The 17,256-nt window shown below is 50.2% G+C and carries 16 protein-coding genes and 6 pseudogenes; 7 read left to right on the forward strand and 15 right to left on the reverse strand.

Annotated elements, in window-relative coordinates; genetic code table 11:
* Positions 1-279: 279 nt before the first annotated feature.
* Positions 280-1,095, reverse strand: a pseudogene (locus METMK1DRAFT_RS02655) (ISH3 family transposase); the annotation flags it as partial.
* 85 nt (positions 1,096-1,180) lie between these two features.
* Between METMK1DRAFT_RS02655 and METMK1DRAFT_RS02660 the strand changes: the two are divergent.
* Positions 1,181-1,516: pseudogene (locus tag METMK1DRAFT_RS02660) on the forward strand (IS701 family transposase); the annotation flags it as partial.
* Positions 1,517-1,624: 108 nt separating this feature from the next.
* Positions 1,625-2,723 (forward strand): annotated as a pseudogene (locus tag METMK1DRAFT_RS02665) (IS701 family transposase).
* Between the two features lie 55 nt (positions 2,724-2,778).
* Here METMK1DRAFT_RS02665 and METMK1DRAFT_RS02670 read toward each other — a convergent pair.
* The 5 genes from METMK1DRAFT_RS02670 to METMK1DRAFT_RS17230 form a co-directional block, all read right to left on the reverse strand.
* A complete protein-coding gene (locus tag METMK1DRAFT_RS02670; RefSeq protein ID WP_009070562.1) occupies positions 2,779-3,243 on the reverse strand; it encodes a hemerythrin domain-containing protein in 465 nt (154 codons plus the stop codon).
* A 99-nt stretch (positions 3,244-3,342) separates the two neighbouring features.
* Complete coding sequence (locus tag METMK1DRAFT_RS02675; RefSeq protein WP_009070563.1) at positions 3,343-3,699, reverse strand: hypothetical protein; 357 nt, start codon at positions 3,697-3,699, stop codon at positions 3,343-3,345.
* A gap of 454 nt (positions 3,700-4,153) precedes the next feature.
* Positions 4,154-4,546, reverse strand: coding sequence for a type II toxin-antitoxin system VapC family toxin (locus tag METMK1DRAFT_RS02680; protein WP_009070565.1), 393 nt, complete (start codon positions 4,544-4,546; stop codon positions 4,154-4,156).
* Positions 4,543-4,785, reverse strand: a complete 243-nt coding sequence (locus METMK1DRAFT_RS02685) for a hypothetical protein (protein ID WP_009070567.1) — start codon at positions 4,783-4,785, stop codon at positions 4,543-4,545. The genes METMK1DRAFT_RS02680 and METMK1DRAFT_RS02685 overlap by 4 nt, the downstream gene beginning before the upstream one ends.
* Before the next feature lie 408 nt (positions 4,786-5,193).
* Positions 5,194-5,355, reverse strand: a complete 162-nt coding sequence (locus METMK1DRAFT_RS17230) for a hypothetical protein (protein ID WP_009070568.1) — start codon at positions 5,353-5,355, stop codon at positions 5,194-5,196.
* Between the two features lie 221 nt (positions 5,356-5,576).
* Here METMK1DRAFT_RS17230 and METMK1DRAFT_RS16060 point away from each other — a divergent pair.
* The 3 genes and pseudogenes from METMK1DRAFT_RS16060 to METMK1DRAFT_RS02700 form a co-directional block, all read left to right on the forward strand.
* A pseudogene (locus tag METMK1DRAFT_RS16060) lies at positions 5,577-5,778 on the forward strand (zinc ribbon domain-containing protein); the annotation flags it as partial.
* 241 nt (positions 5,779-6,019) lie between these two features.
* The gene (locus tag METMK1DRAFT_RS02695) at positions 6,020-7,393 is read left to right on the forward strand and encodes a selenium-binding family protein (RefSeq protein ID WP_009070572.1); all 1,374 of its coding nucleotides are present in this window, start codon (positions 6,020-6,022) and stop codon (positions 7,391-7,393) included.
* Entirely contained in the window at positions 7,362-7,919 is a 558-nt protein-coding gene (locus METMK1DRAFT_RS02700; RefSeq protein ID WP_009070573.1) for a hypothetical protein, read from the forward strand. Before METMK1DRAFT_RS02695 ends, METMK1DRAFT_RS02700 begins: the two co-directional genes overlap by 32 nt.
* A gap of 100 nt (positions 7,920-8,019) precedes the next feature.
* On the opposite strand, the gene METMK1DRAFT_RS02705 is transcribed toward METMK1DRAFT_RS02700, so the two are convergent.
* The 6 genes and pseudogenes from METMK1DRAFT_RS02705 to METMK1DRAFT_RS02730 all read right to left on the reverse strand — a co-directional run bounded on the left by METMK1DRAFT_RS02705 (position 8,020) and on the right by METMK1DRAFT_RS02730 (position 13,977).
* Complete coding sequence (locus tag METMK1DRAFT_RS02705) at positions 8,020-8,847, reverse strand: DUF8155 domain-containing protein (RefSeq protein ID WP_009070575.1); 828 nt, start codon at positions 8,845-8,847, stop codon at positions 8,020-8,022.
* A 12-nt stretch (positions 8,848-8,859) separates the two neighbouring features.
* A complete protein-coding gene (locus tag METMK1DRAFT_RS02710; protein WP_009070577.1) occupies positions 8,860-9,930 on the reverse strand; it encodes a radical SAM protein in 1,071 nt (356 codons plus the stop codon).
* The gene (locus METMK1DRAFT_RS02715; RefSeq protein ID WP_009070579.1) at positions 9,927-10,829 is read right to left on the reverse strand and encodes a radical SAM protein; all 903 of its coding nucleotides are present in this window, start codon (positions 10,827-10,829) and stop codon (positions 9,927-9,929) included. The genes METMK1DRAFT_RS02710 and METMK1DRAFT_RS02715 overlap by 4 nt, the downstream gene beginning before the upstream one ends.
* On the reverse strand, positions 10,826-11,854 hold the full coding sequence (locus METMK1DRAFT_RS02720; protein WP_009070581.1) for a lipoyl protein ligase domain-containing protein: 1,029 nt from the start codon (positions 11,852-11,854) through the stop codon (positions 10,826-10,828). The genes METMK1DRAFT_RS02715 and METMK1DRAFT_RS02720 overlap by 4 nt, the downstream gene beginning before the upstream one ends.
* A gap of 280 nt (positions 11,855-12,134) precedes the next feature.
* Positions 12,135-13,413 (reverse strand): annotated as a pseudogene (locus tag METMK1DRAFT_RS02725) (RNA-guided endonuclease InsQ/TnpB family protein).
* A pseudogene (locus tag METMK1DRAFT_RS02730) lies at positions 13,403-13,977 on the reverse strand (IS607 family transposase). Before METMK1DRAFT_RS02730 ends, METMK1DRAFT_RS02725 begins: the two co-directional pseudogenes overlap by 11 nt.
* Before the next feature lie 196 nt (positions 13,978-14,173).
* Here METMK1DRAFT_RS02730 and METMK1DRAFT_RS17235 point away from each other — a divergent pair.
* Positions 14,174-14,338 (forward strand): hypothetical protein, encoded by a 165-nt coding sequence (locus METMK1DRAFT_RS17235; protein WP_155812265.1) that lies wholly within the window; start codon positions 14,174-14,176, stop codon positions 14,336-14,338.
* Between the two features lie 26 nt (positions 14,339-14,364).
* Here the strand turns inward: METMK1DRAFT_RS17235 and METMK1DRAFT_RS02735 are convergent, their stop codons facing one another.
* Positions 14,365-14,859: an HAD family hydrolase gene (locus tag METMK1DRAFT_RS02735; RefSeq protein WP_009070588.1), complete on the reverse strand. Its 495-nt coding sequence runs from the start codon at positions 14,857-14,859 to the stop codon at positions 14,365-14,367.
* 39 nt (positions 14,860-14,898) lie between these two features.
* On the opposite strand from METMK1DRAFT_RS02735, the gene METMK1DRAFT_RS02740 reads away from it, so the two are divergent.
* A complete protein-coding gene (locus tag METMK1DRAFT_RS02740; protein WP_009070590.1) occupies positions 14,899-15,321 on the forward strand; it encodes a glycine cleavage system protein H in 423 nt (140 codons plus the stop codon).
* A gap of 294 nt (positions 15,322-15,615) precedes the next feature.
* On the opposite strand, the gene METMK1DRAFT_RS02745 is transcribed toward METMK1DRAFT_RS02740, so the two are convergent.
* The gene (locus METMK1DRAFT_RS02745; RefSeq protein ID WP_009070592.1) at positions 15,616-16,473 is read right to left on the reverse strand and encodes a hypothetical protein; all 858 of its coding nucleotides are present in this window, start codon (positions 16,471-16,473) and stop codon (positions 15,616-15,618) included.
* 62 nt (positions 16,474-16,535) lie between these two features.
* Positions 16,536-17,255: an MBL fold metallo-hydrolase gene (locus METMK1DRAFT_RS02750; RefSeq protein WP_009070594.1), complete on the reverse strand. Its 720-nt coding sequence runs from the start codon at positions 17,253-17,255 to the stop codon at positions 16,536-16,538.
* Between the last annotated feature and the right edge of the window lies 1 nt (position 17,256).

Below are 17,256 nucleotides of genomic sequence, written 5' to 3' on the forward strand. Positions count from 1 at the left end.
TCAGAGGAACGTAAAGTTGGGCTGGATTTATACCATAGATGGTGGGTAGTACTTGGAAAATGAAGAAGTTGAAGACGAGGATGGCAAAGAGAAGGGCAAGCCTTTCAACGATCCGCCTCATCAGGTAACGGATCAACCCCATAAATATCAGTATAACATATGTGGTACGTTTTTAAAAAACTTAAGTGTTACCAACCTGGTTTCTTTTAAAATAATAAAAAAGCCAAGGTTCACTAAGAGAAGAACGACAAGCCTCGCCCCTTCTCGGTAGACCCAAAATCACCTCCTTGAAAATAAATCTATATTATTAATAAGCGGTTCTATTGATTTAAGTAGAAAATCTCTTAGATAGAATAAATCATCAGAAAACAAGAGTATTAGGAGTACCCTGAACTGCTCTCTCCTCACCTCCCCCTTGAACACGGTGTACAGGGAGTAGAGGGCCACGGCCAGCACGAAGATCAACGTGCGGAAGACGAACTTGGTGGAACTGGTGAAGGGGAGGAACGCCTTAACGTTCCGGTGAGAGGTCTCTATGGGACCCCTCACCTTGTTGTACAAGTCCAACACCTCCCCCTTCGGTAGGTCGAGGTTCGTAGCCCTAGCGAAGTAAACGAGAGTCTTCCTCTTCCCCTTCTCCCTACCGTAGACCAAAAGCCTGAACTTGACCTGCTCGTCCCTCCTGTGCCTCTTACTGTTAGTCTCGTACTCGCCGTCGAACTCCTGGTAGACCTTCACGTCCCCAACAGGGACGGCAATTACGTACTTGAACTGCGAAACGAAGTTGAGCACGTCAATCGCGTAGAAACCAGCGTCGAGAGTCATCAACCTTACCTTGAACCCCATGGCGACGACTTGCTCCACGAGGGCCTTCACGACCTCTTCCTTGGTCATCCCCTTGACTTGAGTGACGAAGGCCAGTAGGAGCACTTTCCCATTAAACTTTGTCGTCGCAGTTGCGTAGTTCCAAGAGTTTCCCTCCTCCGAACTCCCGAGCCCTCCCACCGTTTTCCCGTACCAGGTCTTGGTTGTCCAGTCTATTGAGAGGTCTATCTCCTTGACTCCCTTCAGCGTCTCCAAGGATATTTTCCTCACAGCAGTTATGGGAATCTTAGGGAGGTAATACGGGAAAGTCGGTATTAGCGAGAAGTTTTATTTTCGACGTCTTCCTGCTGAAAAGATGCCGAACGGAAAGGGACAGATCGAGTTCGCTAGGGGAGAGGCTGGTCAAGGCGGTAAACCAGGTTCTGGGCGTGGTCAGGAGGAACGGGAGGAGCAGGAAGGTCGGGTTGGCGCTAGTCCTCATGGTCCTGGTGGGTGGGGGGCCAGCGTGAGGAACGCGGCCGAGACGTTCGGGTTGGACTACGCGAACCTGCTGGAGGCGTTGGGGGAACTCGAAGACGCGTGGAGGGACTACCTGGAGGTCCTGTCGGGGCTGGTGAAGGGTCAGGTGGCCGTCATCGTGGACGACACCGTGGACCACAAGGAGTACTCCAGGGGGAAGGACGTGAGCCCCTGAGAACTACTGGACAGCAGTTATGGGGATCTTAGGGAGGTAATACCAAGAACTCGGTATTAGCGAGAAGTTTTTAATTTTAGACGTCGTCCCGCTGAAAAGATAAAGATGACGAACAGAAAGGGACAGGTCGAACTGGCTAAGGAGGATCTGATCAAGGCGGTCAACCAGGTCCTGGGCATAGTGAGGAGGAACGGGAGGAGCAGGAAGGTCGGGTTGGCACTCATCTTGATGGTCCTGCTAGGTGGGAGGTCCAGCGTGAGGAATGCTGCTGAGACGTTCGGGTTGGACTACGCGAACCTGCTGGAGGCGTTGGGGGAACTCGAAGACGTGTGGAGGGACTACCTGGAGGTCCTGTCGGGGCTGGTGAAGGGTGAGGTGGCCGTAATCATAGACGACACCGTGGACCACAAGGAGTACTCCAGGGGGAGGGACGTGAGCCTCCACGGGAACTACTGGATCTACTGCCACGCCCACGGGAGGTTCGAGAGGGGCGTGCAGCTCCTCACTGTAGCCGTAGTGGACCTCTCCACGGGCAGGGCGTTCATGGTGGGAGCCTTCCCCTACGCCGTGAGGAAGATGTTGGATTTGGGGATGGTCAACGAGTTCAAGACCAAGATCGACTTGGCCAGGGAGATGTTGGACGTGCTCAAGGGGTACTTCCGCGTGTCCAGGGTAGTCTTCGATTCGTGGTACTGGTCCGAGAAGCTCGTGAAGGACAACGTGGTGTCTGAGCTCAAGTCCAACCGGAGGCTCCTCAGGGTCGAGTCGGCCCAGGGGACCCTCGAGGAGGTGGAGGGACACCTCCGAGTGGGAGACCTACCCCCCGGAGTCTACTACGCCGACCTGACCCTGGGAGACCGAGCGATTACGGTAAAATTGCTAGTCCGGGAATATAAACGTGACTCCGGGACACACGTGAAGTACCTCTACACGACCGACCTCTCGCTCAGCGAGGAGGAGATCGAGGAGGCCTGTCGGGTGGGAGATCGAGGACCTCCAAGGGACGTTAAGGCCCTGGGCTGGAGGACTCCTCATCCTGGAGGAGGGAGAGGCTTCAGGGCTACCTCACGATCTTCACCATCAACAACGTCGTCAGGGAGCTGGTGGGGGAGCTGAACCTGAGGAGCGTGGAGGCGTTCCTCAGGCTCTCGAGCGCCCTTTAGGCGGACCGCCGGGGCTGATGAAAATCTTTAAGTTACGTTAAAGTCCCATAACTGCTGCTAGTTAGTCATCTTGGCTAGAAAAATTGAAGCAGGACTCTAAGCATACGACTCCTCTTTGTAATACTTAGGCTTCCATCCCTCCGGTAACTTGACCTCCAATATCCTCATCATCACTTCTCTCCTATTGTTCTCGTCTATGTACGTGTCCAAAAGGTTGTAGATGCTGTGTTCCTCCAGGGATTCGTGAGCCTCGAGCATCCTTGCTAGGTAAGAGATCGAGTCCCTCGGACTCTCCCTAGCTTCAGTTAGGGAAAGGAGTTCACGCCATATCCTAGAGTGTTGCTCCTGGAGTTCCTTGAGCCAGTACGCTAGGCCGTAAAACCTCCTAAAAAGAGGGAACACCAATTCCTCCTCCACATACATGTGGAATTTGATCTTGGTTTTTATGTTCCTAATCTCCTCTTCAGTTACAATATTACCTCTCAGGGAAGACTCAATCAATTCCTCGATCTCCCTGTGACTCCCAGATAGGACAGACCTCAAGGAATTATTACCACTCACCTTTTACTCCTCAGCATAATTTAAACGTCAGACCCTTTATGTCTTCTTGATTTTCCTGTTAAACGCGATACACAGAAAGTTTCAATATCTAAAATTATCTTACCTTGGCCTTCTATTAGCGTTCGACTTCCTCGTTCTACCTCTCGAATCCGTTGTCTCTCTCCTTCCTAGATTAGGCGGTACGTCCTTCGATTTAGCCTTCTCCCCCGTCATCACGAAGTAGTCCCTCATCCTCGCTAACGCTTCCCTGTAATCTGAGACTCCCTTCAGCATCTCAGCTAAGGTCCTGTTCCCTACGTAGTTCAGCCAAGATACTATGTGTCCCTCCCTCAGGTGATAATTCACGCACGCTGGATCCTGGCTCCCTATCCTCATGATCTCGGTCTCCAACTCCCTCTCGTCTCTAGCTACGCCAACTACCCTATCATAGGACTTGAAGTAAAACGGTTCTACCATGCTTACAAGATGCTCACGAAATTACTTATAAGGAAGAGGGCTCTTGAAGCGTTTATGTAGATGTTCGTGTAGATGGGATTAGTCATTAAGCCATAGATCTGGCATCAAACTTCTCTGTTACAGCAGTTATTAGATTTCGCCTTGACTTCAAGGCTACACCTAACGAGAAATCCCATAACTGCTGTCTGTTATAAGATAACGTCATTTAGTACTTGGTAATTTTTAATCGTTTTAGCAACTTTCGTCTCCCCCAAACTTAACTATCCTGTCCCTCAGTGAAGAGAGTCAGTTCGTGGAACTGTCCAGAACCCAAGTTGGCTTATCAGTCTCATATTCGTTGAGCCAGAGTATATGTTCAGGTTCTCCAATAAAAACAGATAGGGGAATTTCTCTTCAAGTACAAGATAACTCCATGGGAACATTTTCTCCTAGAATATATCTGGTTTATTTTTAATTAATGATTTATTAATTTATTTTTAGCATTAATTATTTCTTTATCTAAGCTCATTATCTCGCTCCCTAGGAGCTTGGCTGCCGATAAGTGGAGCAAATCTAAGGTCTTAAGCTTCACCTTGTTTGATAACTTTACAGCGAGATCTACTGCTTTGTCAAATTCAACATCTTCAACTTTACACCCGCACTTGTGGATGATGTAGTTAACGATCGCCTCCAATTCCTCATCCGAAACGTTCAACCTCCTGGAGTAGACTGAATATAACTCTATTAACACTAATTTACTGACCAACTTCTCTCCCTCCTTTGGGAAGATAGACAAAGCCAGTTCGTGGTTGGGGTCCCCATCGTTCACCAAAGCAACTGCGAGGCTCGTATCGATATAATATTTCATTCCCTCTCACTGATCACGTCCAGCGAAGTGGGTAACTTGAAGGGCAGACCTTCCTTAAGCCATCTCTGTGTTAACTCCTCAACTCTCTTTTTCCTCTGGATGTCCTCCCTGACCTTACCTATACCGTAAGATAGGATCATGTTGAAAGCCTCATTCTTGGACTTGGCTAAGCCTAACCTGACCATCTCCTCCGCGATGTTGTAGTACTCATCTTTTACCTTAAGTGTTACTATCTTCATACTATCATATTACTAAAGTAAGGATTTAAAGGTTACTCATTGTTAGAGAGCCAAAGAATTGAGAGGTCCTCTCTCACGTTCTCTAGTATGCGGTAGCAGAGGTTAACTTCAGGAGAGGATACTTCATTTAGAGATGTGAAGGAGACGCACGAAAATATGAATGGGGAAGTGTTCTCACGACTTCGCCTCATCCTAGAACCAGACTCAATGTTTACAAAAGGGGTCTATACACGAGACTGAGTCCCGTTCCTTCGTCTCTCCTTCCTCACCTCAAAATTCACACTCGACCGGTTATTGCAACATATAATAGTAGTTATTAGATTTCGCCTCGATTACAGGTCGATATTTTAGGGAAAGTCCCGCAACCGCTGATATAATAAGTTGGGAGTGATGAGGACGTTACAGTGTCTACCGTGGGTAACTTTCGCCTTCGTTTCTAGATACGCCACGGGCAACCCCTCTTGAGGGAAGACAGGTCACCCTCAGATCGTTAAAGCCAGTCGAGGAAAACACTGTCACCCTCCCGTCCACCTTCATCACTCCCAAGACCTCTGGGGCAGGGCCGATCATGAGCGAGGAGATCGTTGAAAGGAAATTTTAAAAGTAATACCACGTGGACGCGACGCTCACGTTGATGGTATTTTAAAGTGATTAATGGTGCTTGGAGGTTGCTCAGGAACTATACAGTCTAGTGGACCATCATCTCACAAAGGTAAGTCGCAGGAAGAAGGACAGCAGGAACGCTACCGCCTCCAGTCCTCCTAACGAAGATTAAGGCCAGCGACTCTCCAGTGGAGAACACTGAACCTAGGTACTCTTCCGTTTCGTGTCCTAAGTGGGGGAGAAGATGGGGGAAGTATCCCATCGTTGGTTCAAATGCCCCTGCGGTTATGAGAACGATCGTGACGTGGTCGCGATCATGAACTTGAACGGCAGGGGTCTCTGACCCTCTCGTCTGCCCCTCAGATGAGAGATGTAAGCCCGAATCGATGAGGGAAACCATCGCCCTTAGGGCAGGGAGGAAGTCAGCTTGTTACTTAAAATTAGTCATGCTCGAAATTCTATTAAATATTTGCTCCATGCCTACTCGTTAAAGGTCAATGGATGCCTTTAACTTTCCATTCACTCAGATGTCTGTTCCATTAAATACTGTTAAAAGAACGATATAATTACCTGTGTATGCAAAACTTGCATAAATAACCAGCTTTATTATCATTTCGGCATATTCTCTATAATGTTCAGGACAGACCCAACCTTTTACCCCTCGTCTAGGGCTGCCATGAGAGCCCCAAGAGAGGACTTGGCGTATGTTGCCTGTCTCTACGAAGGAACCGGCCTCAATAGACCGGACTTCATGGCGGTAGTGGACGTAGACCCCTCCTCCCCTACGTACTCTCGGATAGTGGGAAAGGTAGAGCTCAACAACGTGGGAGACGAACTTCATCACTTCGGATGGAACGCCTGTTCCTCCTCCCTGTGCCCCAACGGTAAGCCAAACCTGGAGAGGAGGTTCCTCATAGTCCCTGGACTCCGTTCATCTAGGATATACGTGATAGACACCAAACCGGATCCCAGGAACCCCAAGCTGACCAAGATCATCGAGCCCGGAGAGGTGGTAGAGAAGACTGGGTATACCAGGTTACACACTGTACACTGTGGTCCTGACGGGATCTACATAAGTGCATTAGGGAACGAGAAAGGGGAGGGACCAGGCGGGATATTGATGTTGGATCACTTCTCGTTCGATGTATTGGGGAGATGGGAGTTGAACAGGGGAGACCAATATCTGGCTTACGACTTCTGGTGGAACCTACCCAACGAGGTGATGGTGACCAGCGAGTGGGCTGTCCCAAACGTCATGGAAGGTGGCCTCAGGTTAGAACACCTTAAGGACAGATACGGTAACAGGGTGCACTTCTGGGACCTGAGGAAGAGGAAGAGAGTCTCCTCTATCACCCTCGGGGAGGACAACAGGATGGCCTTGGAGTTGAGGCCACTTCACGATCCTACTAAACTCATGGGATTCATTAACGTAGTGGTGAGTCTGAAGGACCTAAGTAGTTCCATTTGGCTGTGGTTCCACGAGGACGGGAGGTGGCAGGCTAGGGAGGTCATCAATATCCCAGCGGAGCCTTCTGAGGGAGGATTGCCTGAGATCTTGAAACCATTTAAGGCCGTGCCCCCACTGGTCACTGACATAGACCTCTCCCTGGACGACAAGTTCCTTTACGTTAGCCTGTGGGGAACGGGAGAAGTCAGGCAGTATGACGTCACCGATCCCTTCAGACCTAGACTTACCGGAAAAGTGAAAGCTGGAGGTATACTGCACAGGGAGGACCATCCCATGGGGAGGCTCACCGGAGCCCCACAGATGCTGGAGGTGAGCAGGGACGGGAGGAGAATATATGTGACCAACTCGCTCTACAGTTCCTGGGATAATCAGTTCTACCCGGAGGGAATAAGGGGATGGATGCTGAAGTTGAACGCCGACCCTGAAGGGGGACTCATCCTAGACAGGGACTTCCTGGTGGACTTCGGTGAGGCTAGGTCACATCAGGTGAGACTGAGGGGTGGAGATGCTAGTTCTGACTCTTATTGCTACCCTTAGTCTCTCAATCGTCTACGCCCTAGATCAGGGAAAGGGATCCCTTTTTCCGGTTTACTTCTACGCCCACAGGGGATTGAGGGCTAGTGCGTTAGCCATGGGTATAGCCAACTTGGGGGTCGTCCTACCTTTTCTACTCCTTTTCGTGCAGGTTCACTTGTATCGGGCCTTGTCCCTGGCGTTGATAGTAGTAGTACTTAATCATGCCGTGGTGAAGGCCCTAGTGGGTAACCTGTTTCACTATACTGGAAGCTTCAGACCATCCGTAACTAGTTTGGGTAAGTGGTATGCCGTGAACTACGTGCTCTCTGCCGAACCGCTCTACATTTTACTCATTGCCTCCCTAGGTAGTTTACCTCTCCTCATCTTCGTGAGCTCCTCTCTATCAGTGAGGCTTCTAGCGTGGACTACGCTAATATCACGGCGAAACGAGGGAATAAGAAGGCTCACCATGATAAACTACGACCGCGTCAACTTCGTGACGTCAATCCTCCTAATCCTGAGCGTGCTCCTCAAGGGAGTCAACTGAAGGGGACCAGCGAAACCAACGACAACGGCTAGATCTCACAAATACTCCCCAGCAGTTATGGGACTTTCCCTTAAATATCGCCCTGTAATCAAGGCAAAATCTAATAACTGCTGTTCTCCCTTAAAATTTCGCTCAGACTGACTGAGTCCCCCTCCTTCAACCCCAGTCTCCTATACAACCTCACCACTGGGTTCCTCCCGTATCCCAGCACGAACTCCATAAGTGCTCTCCTCCCACACACGGGTTTGTTGGAGAGAACCTTGAATGAGGCGTCCTTCTCCCAATTTCTCAAGACCCCACGTCTCATCTCAAAGAGGGAATACCTAGGCTTTGCCACCTTAACCTCACCTAACCTGACCCCCAGGCAGTTCACCTCCCCCTTCCTCAACTTTACTCCAACCACCCCTCCGTAACAGGCCCAAGGTATGCTCCCGTTGAGCAAACCTCCCGAACACGGAACTCCCGTCAGCTTTCCAGCCCAAGCTGGTTGAGTTACCTCCAGGTCCAGGTAATACGTGGACCTCCTGATGACAACAGCATCGTCTCCTCCCTCAGGTTTCGTGACCTTAGGAATCACTACCCTCAGTCCCTCTAAGTGAGCGTGAGGAATGTCTCCTCCACTGTACGGCGTGGAGATGAAGTACCCCAGTCTCTCTCCTCTCCTCACGGTGTCGCCTCTCACCTTGATTGGCTCAACGTGGAGTACCTTCACCAGGGATTCCCTAGTCCTGATTAAGGTCACCACGTCGTAACTCCTCTCAGCCCTCCTGTTGGGCCTCCCTATCTCCACAACCTCCACACTCTCAACTACACCGTCCACCGGGGAGTAGAACACGTCTATGTCTACGCTACCAATGTCAATGGCCTTTCCTCTGACGTGGGAGGCGAAACCGCTGGAGAAAAAGCTCAGTAGGTAACCTTCCTTCAAGAAAATTCTCGATCACTGAGAGAATTTGTTAATCAGTGAGGGTAACCTGGTTTGTCTTATGGACTTCAAGGCCTGCTCCCTGTTGGGATACCACGGGTAGTTCCTCATTTCCATCCCGGGTCTCTCGTTGGAGTACGGTCTGTTACATCCAGGACAACCGGAGGTCATGAATGCGGGCGCCAGCTCCTCCAAGGTGAGATCCTCGGGAACCTTCATGTCCACTATCCTGCCCTCCTGGTCGTACAGGATATCTTCAGGGGTTATCAGGTCGTTCTCGATCAGCCACCTGGCCAACTGAACTCTCCTATACACGTTAACCGGTGCAGGCCTCCTCCTCTCCATGACCGTGTTCTGCTCAGGGTAGAAGGCGAACAGGGTTATCTTGGCACCCCTTTCATGGGCGTACCACATCAGGTCCACGGCCTCTCTCTCGGTCTCTCCAAGCCCTACGATCAGATGTACCCCGGCGTTGCCTCTTCCGAAGACCTCCACAGCCTCATCTATGCCCTCCAGGTATCTCTCCCACCTGTGCATACTCCTGACCATCTTCCCTCTGGTCTCCTCAAAGACCCTCTTACTGGCTCCATCTATGGCCACATCTATCATGTCCGCCCCGTACTTCCTCATGTCCACCAGGTGTTTCTTGAAGGTGTAGGTAGGGGTGACCAGCTCTGAAATCCTGAGCTCTATCCCCTCCTCCCTTATCCTCCTAGTTATCTCAACTGCATCCTGAGCCGCCCTAGGGTGGGCCAACTCTCCCACACAGATCCCTTGTAACCCTAATCTCGGGTCTCCTTGTCTCTCCTTGATCCTCCTGAGGACGTCATCGAGTCTCCTTAGTGGCCACTCCACCCTTATGAGGGTCTTACAGTCTGGCCCCTGGGATACCTCCCTGGCCTGACCGCAATATGAGCAGTTGGCCTTACATCCGTCTGGATAGTACTGCAGGAGGTTTATGGTCGTGTTCAGTGCTCCCCTCAGGAATACTCCTGGGGAGAAACCGAGAACCATGTCGGCCCCGAAGCTGAGTCTAACCCAGTCGGGACTGCTTATCCTTTGAGTTCCTTCTAGTCTCAGGGTCATGACACGGACACCTGTGAAGATATGAAGTCGTGAACAACGTTGGCGCAACAGGCCGAACTAAACCTGAGCTCCCTCCTCCCCTTGGCATAATCGACTGTCTCCTCCTCAGGGAAGGCTATTCCGTCAACTCCGTAATCCACGGCGAACTTCTCCACCGGAAGATAGAGGTTCCCCCTGGGCCTGGCACAGCCCAACATGATGGGTATGCCAGGATATTCGTCCCTGGCCAGTTTTAACACCTGGATTATCTCCTGAGGGGAGGGTTCCCTAACTAACTTGTACTCTCCAGTCAATGGCATCATGGCGACAACTATCAGGGCGTCAGGGCTGACCTCCTTGAGCATGAGCACTGCCTCGGCCTCACTGCCCCTCTTACTTAATCCCACCACAACGTGGGGAACAACCTTCAAGCCTGCCTGCTTCAGGAACTTAAAGGAGTTGAGGTAGTCCTCCACGGTGAAGGGTTGTCCTAGAACCTCCCTGATGATCTCGTCATCTCCCACCATGTCCAACAGGCCTACCTTGACACCTGACTCGGCGAACTTCTTGGCAACCTCCAGAGACCTGACCACTCCAGTGTGTGCTATTACCGTGAGTCTGTCACTGTACTTCCTCACCACCTGGGAGAACCTCCAAACTGGCACTTCCCCCCTCGATGTCGAGCCCCCGGAGAGTATCACGCCCCTGTCACCATCCCTCACCGCGTCTCTTAGGATTTCCTCTAATCTCTGGGGAGTCGAGCCGTCACTCATGCCCTCCAATATCCTCCTTCCGCAGTGCTTACAGTTGAAGGCGCAAGAGGTTCCAGTCACGGAGACTGCCTTCCAACCCTTCCTCGAGTCCATGTAGTCCGTCTCGTACCTCTTGAGGTTCGGTGCGTACAGGAATAAGGGTTTCACTTGGAGGCCACCTCCCTTATGAGTGCTGATAGGTCAGCGGGGGAAATTCCCAAGATCTTCACTTCCTTTCCCCAATCCTTCACTTCTCTTTCTACGTCCTCTAACCTACTCCACTTGAGCCTAGCCTCCAGGTCGTATATGGCCCTCCTGGGCTCCACGAAGAAGTCTCCCGTGATCAGGACCGACTCTATGAGTCCTGGTCCAGCCCTCTTCACTTGAACCCTCACCAGACCTCCCTGGAACTTCCTCTCCCCTTCCACAACTCCCTGACCCTCCAAGGACCTCCTCGTACCAAAGATCCACTCCCTAGATGAGTACTTAATCCTCAACTCCCTCAAGAGCTCCAATTCTTCCCCTGTGTAATTCCCATCCTTAAGCGCTTGGTTGAGGACCGAGCTGAAGGCCTCCTTAGCCGGCTTGATGATCTCCTCCATTCCCACGTTCCTCCCCAACTCCCTGCCTACCCACGTGAGTCTCTCCTTGAAGTCCTTGGCGATCTTGTCCTTCATCTTCTCAGTTGACAACTTCAAGACCTTAACCATCTCCTCAGGATCGAAGTTCACGAGGATGGTTCCAGTCACAGCGGTGAACCTTCCGAAGGAGAACGCACCTATTCCAGAGATTTTCCTTCCCTTGACCTCAACGTCGTTCTTCGGCCTGAAGTTAGCCTCTATTCCCATTTCCCTCAGCGTTCTGATCACCCCATCGGCACCCAACCTCATGGCGGTCTCTGGAGTTCCTCCAAGAGCGTCAGAGGGAGCGTAGATCTCCCAACCCAGTTGCATATCTCCCATTATTATGGTTCCTCCACCGGTCGGTCTCCTCCCTATACTCCACCCCCTCCTCTCAACCTCCTCAACCCTGACCTCCTGTTCCACCGCCTGATGATATCCCACTAGAACAGCAGTGGGCTTGAACACGACAAACCTCAGGACGGGTTCAGCCCCCCTAGCCACTGACTCCAACAAGGCCTCCTCTCCGGCAAGGATCAAGTCCTGAGGACCTTCCTCCACCATGAATCTCATGGAAATTCAGGAAGATAAATAGCATAAGTATTATAAAAAGATTATGATCTATTTTTTACGAAACAAGGAACTTAAACCGGACGTCGAGTCCAGTCATGATAAAGGGGATTAAGGTGATTGAAAGCCCCCCTTCCGATAGAGCTAAAAACGAGTTTTCAAAATATTTCATAGTAACGTCAGAAATTAGATAAATTAACAGATTTGTTTGTCAGTATCACCTCTGTCAGCATCGATTCCCCAACAACATCAATTCACGTCATATACATCAGGGGTTTGGGCTTCATAGGATTTCATAATATTTAATATCAATCCTCAGCCCTTGGGCTTCACAGGAGTCGCGGGGAAACCCTTACTCCTCCGCCCCCTTAGCGGGGTAACCTAAACCCACCTACTCCCAGTGGGAGTGAGAAAGAGTTGGGGAAACCCACACATCTTGAGGAAGATGTTGAGGGATGCGTTCAGTTGCCTGTCCAAGGTGAAACCACACCTCTCACAACGAAAAGTCCGACCTTTCGGGAAACCCGTCCACATCTGGGGCAGGACTTGGAGGTGAGGTGAGGGTTCACCTCCTTAACTAAGGAGCCGTATAGTGGGGCCTTGTACTTCAACGCACGGTGGATCGACCTCCATACAGTCCTTGAAATCTTCTTAGACAACCTGTCGTCAGTGTCTTGGAACATCGACTGCTTGTTCAACTTCTCTATGGCGAACGTAGTCACGGGATACATCTCAAGGAGCTCGTTGACGAACTTGTGAACGTAATCTAGGACGCGGTCCCTTTCGCGGTGGGAGTACTTCCTCATCAACACTTTCCCTTTCCTACCGTGCTTTGAAGCGAAGGACTTGATTCTACCCCTCTTCAACTCCATCCCAAACTTGAGACTGTACAACTCCCTCAAGGAGAAAGTGACGAACTTCTCGCCGTCGTAAGCGTCCAGCGTGTAGAGGTTACTGTCGACTGCCAGGAAGTCCAGGGGAGTAAACCGGGGTAATTTGTGACGGAAAGGTAGGTGAACCTTGTCCTCCTTTATCACGGGCTCACCCAGTTCTAACCCTTTGACCCGTGGAGAGAACCAGGTGTGGGACCAGGAGAAGGTCAAGTACTGGTGAGGTTTTACTGTAATCCTAACAGTTTCGCCCTCAACCTTCCTCAGAGTAGACTTAACCCTTAGGTAAACCCTCTTCAATCTAGGTTTCCTCAACGACGCTCGTCCTTTTTCGGCCCTCCTCCTCCAACCTTTCAACACGGAGTAAGCGTCTCTTATGGCCTTATCAGCGTAGTGGGAAGCTAGATTGTTGATCTTCTCAAGCTCGTCTCTCAACGTCCTGTACACTCCCTTCTTCTCGGGGAGGGTTATCTTGACCTTCGTGAAGGTTTTCTTACCCTTTTTAACCTCCTTCCTCTCAACCTTGATCCTCTCCCACAACCAGTCTAAAGCCCTCTGCAGTAGGACACTGTAGTTCTCCAGCAGTACCCTGCTCTCCTCCCCCTCGTCGTTCTTCATGGAGTAAGTTAGGTAGACGTACTCCTCCTCTGGCTGAAACGATTTAAGCCTCAATTTCCTCGACGCACTTCCTCACCTTTTCGTACTCGTGACTCCCCACTCCGTACAGTTTTCCACATAAATGATACCGGTATAGAGATCAAGTCTTAGACCAGTTGCCGCTCAGGTGTTTTGTCCTCCCTATTTAGAACGACTATCTCACAATGTGCTTTGCACACTTCCTCTACTATCTCGAAGCCGAACCTAACTAGTCTGTCTGGGTAGGCTATGGCTTTTGACACCTCGTTGTTTAGTATCATTCTCAGTGATTTGAGGAATCCTCTCCTCTCCGTGTTTAATGAAGATCCCACGTCAGTTATCACCTGGTCGTCCTTTAACGGTCTCCTCTAGGTATTTCACTTGGTTTATCAAGTCGTCTTTTTGTGTGTTCGATACCCTAGCGTATAATATTACTTTCCTCTTTCTAACAATTCCCATTAACTTTTCTACATCCTCTTCTCTAAACCTCCACTTTCCAGTCTGTAGTACTACTGGTTTTATGTATCCCTTCTTTACGTATTCTCTGAGTGTTGCATAGGATATTCCTAAGCGTTGGCATACTCCTTTAGGTCTTAGCATTATATGAGAGTTTATGATGAAATAATATAAACTTTACGGTTTATCGGAAACTGTTGTTAACGGCTCTGAAGGGAAAGATAATCTATTTGATAAATAACGAAATTATGAAATATTTCCTCAATGCTTTCTCTAACACTTCGTTAATATGGCCGACCAGATGGGAATCCCGGTTAGGTAGAAAAATGAGTGGCATCGATTGAGAGAATTAATCTTCAGCGGACAAGATCCCTGGACTTACTTCCTGGAAATTCAAATAGGAAACAGCCTTAAAGACCCTTACTTCCTGGCTAGGAACCCTTACGTGGGTTTTCTAAAGTTCTCCCCTCAACGCTTCGGTTCAACCTTGAGGTTGGATCGCTAGGGAACCTCAGAGCCACGTAACCTCCCTTAGCCTAGTCTCAGTCTCAAGAGGGACTTGACGAGAGACTCCACGGTGCTGGCCTGGATGAAGGGGCTATACACGGAACAATCCGCGAATCTCCTGAGGCAGGCCACCTTAATCCTGGAGTCCGAGTACCTGACCGAGAGGAGGTCCAGTGGGGAGGAACCTATCACGACTGTTTTCATGGGGTCCCAGTCTGTTCTTGCTAGGAGTGCCTTCACTGGTTCCCCACTGGGCTTCGTCTTGATTGTATCTTCCCTGACCACCACCAGTTGAGGTTCCAGACTGAGGGATTTCATCACCTTCATAGTTTCGTCTCTTGTGAAAGGAGAGAGGATCGCGTATCTCCTCGTCCTCAAAAACTGGAGGAGTGGTCCTATGTCCTCGAACGTCTCACCTCTGAGGGAGAGGTCTACAGGATCACCCGAGTACGCCCTGTAGAGCTCCTCCGTAAGGTCTTGATTCACCAGGACACCGTCGATCCATAAGGCCAGTGGCATATTAATTAAGTTTTTAAATTAGTTAATAATATTTCCCCCATGCAGATAGGACAGTTCGATTTCCCTGATGAGCTGCTTTACGACCCTGAGAAACACCTATGGTTCAGGTTCCAAGGGGACGTGGTGGAGGTGGGTATGACCAGCTTGGGACAATACATGGCGGGAAAGATCTTTCAGGTCACAGTCAAGGGAAGAGGGGAGGAAGTTAGTCCCAGATCTGTGGTGTTCTCCTTGGAGTCGGCCAAATGGATAGGGAAGTTTAGACTTCCCCTTGAGGGAGAAGTGGTAGAGTATAACGAGGAGGTCGTCAGAAACCCGAGTCTCCTCAACTCAAGTCCTTACTCAGCGTGGATAGTGAGAATTAAGGTTAGGGATGCGGAGAAGAGTAAGTCCAAACTGAAGAGCGTAGAGGAGGCGAAGGGATCGTTCGAGAATGAGGTCAAGAGGCTAGTTAGGAGGTAGCACTCAGGCCAAAGGTTACACCGTCCCCTTTGGTTAACTGTTCCATCGATGTCACTACGGAACCGTTTAAAGCGGCGTGGTCGTCTATGTATAGGAACGAGTTGGTTGCCCTCCAGAGGGATATTCCATGAGCCGTCAAGGGTGGAGCGGTGGTGCCTATACCCGTGGCTAAAGGCTACGGGTAAGGTGGGGCTATGGAGCAGGAAGCCCCAACATGAGGGCAGGATGAGTTCACAGCGGTAAAAGGAGGGTATGGAGAGACTACGAGCTCAACAAAGATAAGGGGTGGAGGGTTTAACTAATCATTACGTTCAGTCCTTTGGCGTAGTTCCTTACTATTCTATTAATCTTGGAGCCAGTTAGGACTGGGATTACTCCCTTATCCTGTCTCTCTTGGAGGATCGCCTTGGTCTTCAGTAAAAGGACGTCCACGTCTTTTGGCTCCGCTCTCATCTTCACCTCTAGGACGTAAATTTTCTCATTGGTCTCCACAATTGCGTCGACCTCCCCATGTTCCGTCTCATACTTCCTGTAAATATTGAGGATCGCCTGGTTTTCCCTGACTAGACGGTTGATGAAATTCGAGATGTAGACCTCTTCCGCCACAAGTCCCAGGTCGCTCCTGGTCGCCTCGACCTTGGAGTCCACCTCCTGGATCTTCCTCTCCAGGTCGGCCTTGGTGTTGTGGAGATCGTTCCTGGTCGCCTCGACCTTGGAGTCCACCTCCTGGATCTTCCTCTCCAGGTCGGCCTTGGTGTTGTGGAGATCGTTCCTGGTCGCCTCGACCTTGGAGTCCACCTCCTGGATCTTCATGTCAGAGGCCGAGATCCTCACCTCCAAACCCTCAATTCTCTTGAGTAACTCCTGCCTTATCTTCTCGTCGTTGGCAAGTAACTCCTCTCTGGTCTTCCTTATTTCATCCCTGAGGTTCCTCTCGACTTCCACTAACCTATCCATTAACCGTCTCTCCAGGTTAGCGTTCAACTCCGTCAACTTGTTAACCAAGTAAACTACATGATCTCTCAACTGTGTGTTAGCCATGTAGTTAGCTACGATTTGTGTCTCGCTATTAGTCAACTCCTGTCCCTTCCTTATCTTCTCAATAACTCTCTCCAAGAAGTCCTTGTACCACTTCTCTAGCTCCTCTCCCATGAGCTAAAATCACCTTCTCTATTTAAAAATCTTTTAGGACTGGGAGGTTCACGATAGTGAACTCAGGATTCCAAGTTGGCTTTAATGTAATAGTCGAACTCCTCTGGCCTGACCATCTTTACGTTCTGTAACCTAACGAACTCCTCCTTGTCTTCTATCCTAAAGGCCTTGTTGAACTTCTTCTCGAACCCAACTGTCGATGCGGGTTTACCACTTATTCCGAACCCGCACACAGAACCTGACGTGTGGGCGGGGTAGACCTCAACGTAGTCCGGTAATTCCTTAAGCTTCTTCAGACTATAGAAAAGTAGCTCCGCCGAGTCCTCTCCTCCTATGTCGACTCTTCCCACACCTCCAACGAAGAGCGTGTCACCGGTCATCACCATCCACGGCTCTTCTCCCCTCCTGAAGTCCGTCACCAGGAGCGAGAGACTGTCTGGAGTGTGTCCAGGTGTATGTAAGAACTTTATCTTTACATTACCGGACTTTATCTCCTCCCCTTCTCTAACTCTCTCCACAGGGAATTTCACCTTAGAGGACTCATGGAGGTATACCCTGGCTCCAGTGAGCTCTGCTAACCTTCTCTTACCTGAGAGGTGATCTGCATGCGTATGAGTATCAATCACATACGCTATTTTCATGTTTAATGAGCTTGCAAGTCTCAAGATCTCCTCCACGTCTGAGGCCTTCGGATCAACGACGAAGAGCTCTCCAGCCTGGGTACAGCCGAACACATAGGTGACGCATCCTCCCTGTTTGGAGATCAACTGCCTGAATATCAAC

Source organism: Metallosphaera yellowstonensis MK1, from assembly GCF_000243315.1.
GTDB lineage: Archaea > Thermoproteota > Thermoprotei_A > Sulfolobales > Sulfolobaceae > Metallosphaera > Metallosphaera yellowstonensis.

What these genes read in the sequence shown, in the direction of transcription:
- METMK1DRAFT_RS02695 (WP_009070572.1), top strand. Translation starts at nt 6,020, where the DNA reads ATGTTCAGGACAGACCCAACCTTTTACCCCTCGTCTAGGGCTGCCATG.
- METMK1DRAFT_RS02700 (WP_009070573.1), top strand. Translation starts at nt 7,362, where the DNA reads ATGCTAGTTCTGACTCTTATTGCTACCCTTAGTCTCTCAATCGTCTAC.
- METMK1DRAFT_RS02740 (WP_009070590.1), top strand. Translation starts at nt 14,899, where the DNA reads ATGCAGATAGGACAGTTCGATTTCCCTGATGAGCTGCTTTACGACCCT.
- METMK1DRAFT_RS02745 (WP_009070592.1), bottom strand. Translation starts at nt 16,473, where the DNA reads ATGGGAGAGGAGCTAGAGAAGTGGTACAAGGACTTCTTGGAGAGAGTT.
- METMK1DRAFT_RS02685 (WP_009070567.1), bottom strand. Translation starts at nt 4,785, where the DNA reads ATGAAGATAGTAACACTTAAGGTAAAAGATGAGTACTACAACATCGCG.
- METMK1DRAFT_RS02710 (WP_009070577.1), bottom strand. Translation starts at nt 9,930, where the DNA reads ATGACCCTGAGACTAGAAGGAACTCAAAGGATAAGCAGTCCCGACTGG.
- METMK1DRAFT_RS02735 (WP_009070588.1), bottom strand. Translation starts at nt 14,859, where the DNA reads ATGCCACTGGCCTTATGGATCGACGGTGTCCTGGTGAATCAAGACCTT.
- METMK1DRAFT_RS02675 (WP_009070563.1), bottom strand. Translation starts at nt 3,699, where the DNA reads ATGGTAGAACCGTTTTACTTCAAGTCCTATGATAGGGTAGTTGGCGTA.
- METMK1DRAFT_RS17230 (WP_009070568.1), bottom strand. Translation starts at nt 5,355, where the DNA reads ATGATCGGCCCTGCCCCAGAGGTCTTGGGAGTGATGAAGGTGGACGGG.
- METMK1DRAFT_RS02680 (WP_009070565.1), bottom strand. Translation starts at nt 4,546, where the DNA reads ATGAAATATTATATCGATACGAGCCTCGCAGTTGCTTTGGTGAACGAT.
- METMK1DRAFT_RS02720 (WP_009070581.1), bottom strand. Translation starts at nt 11,854, where the DNA reads ATGAGATTCATGGTGGAGGAAGGTCCTCAGGACTTGATCCTTGCCGGA.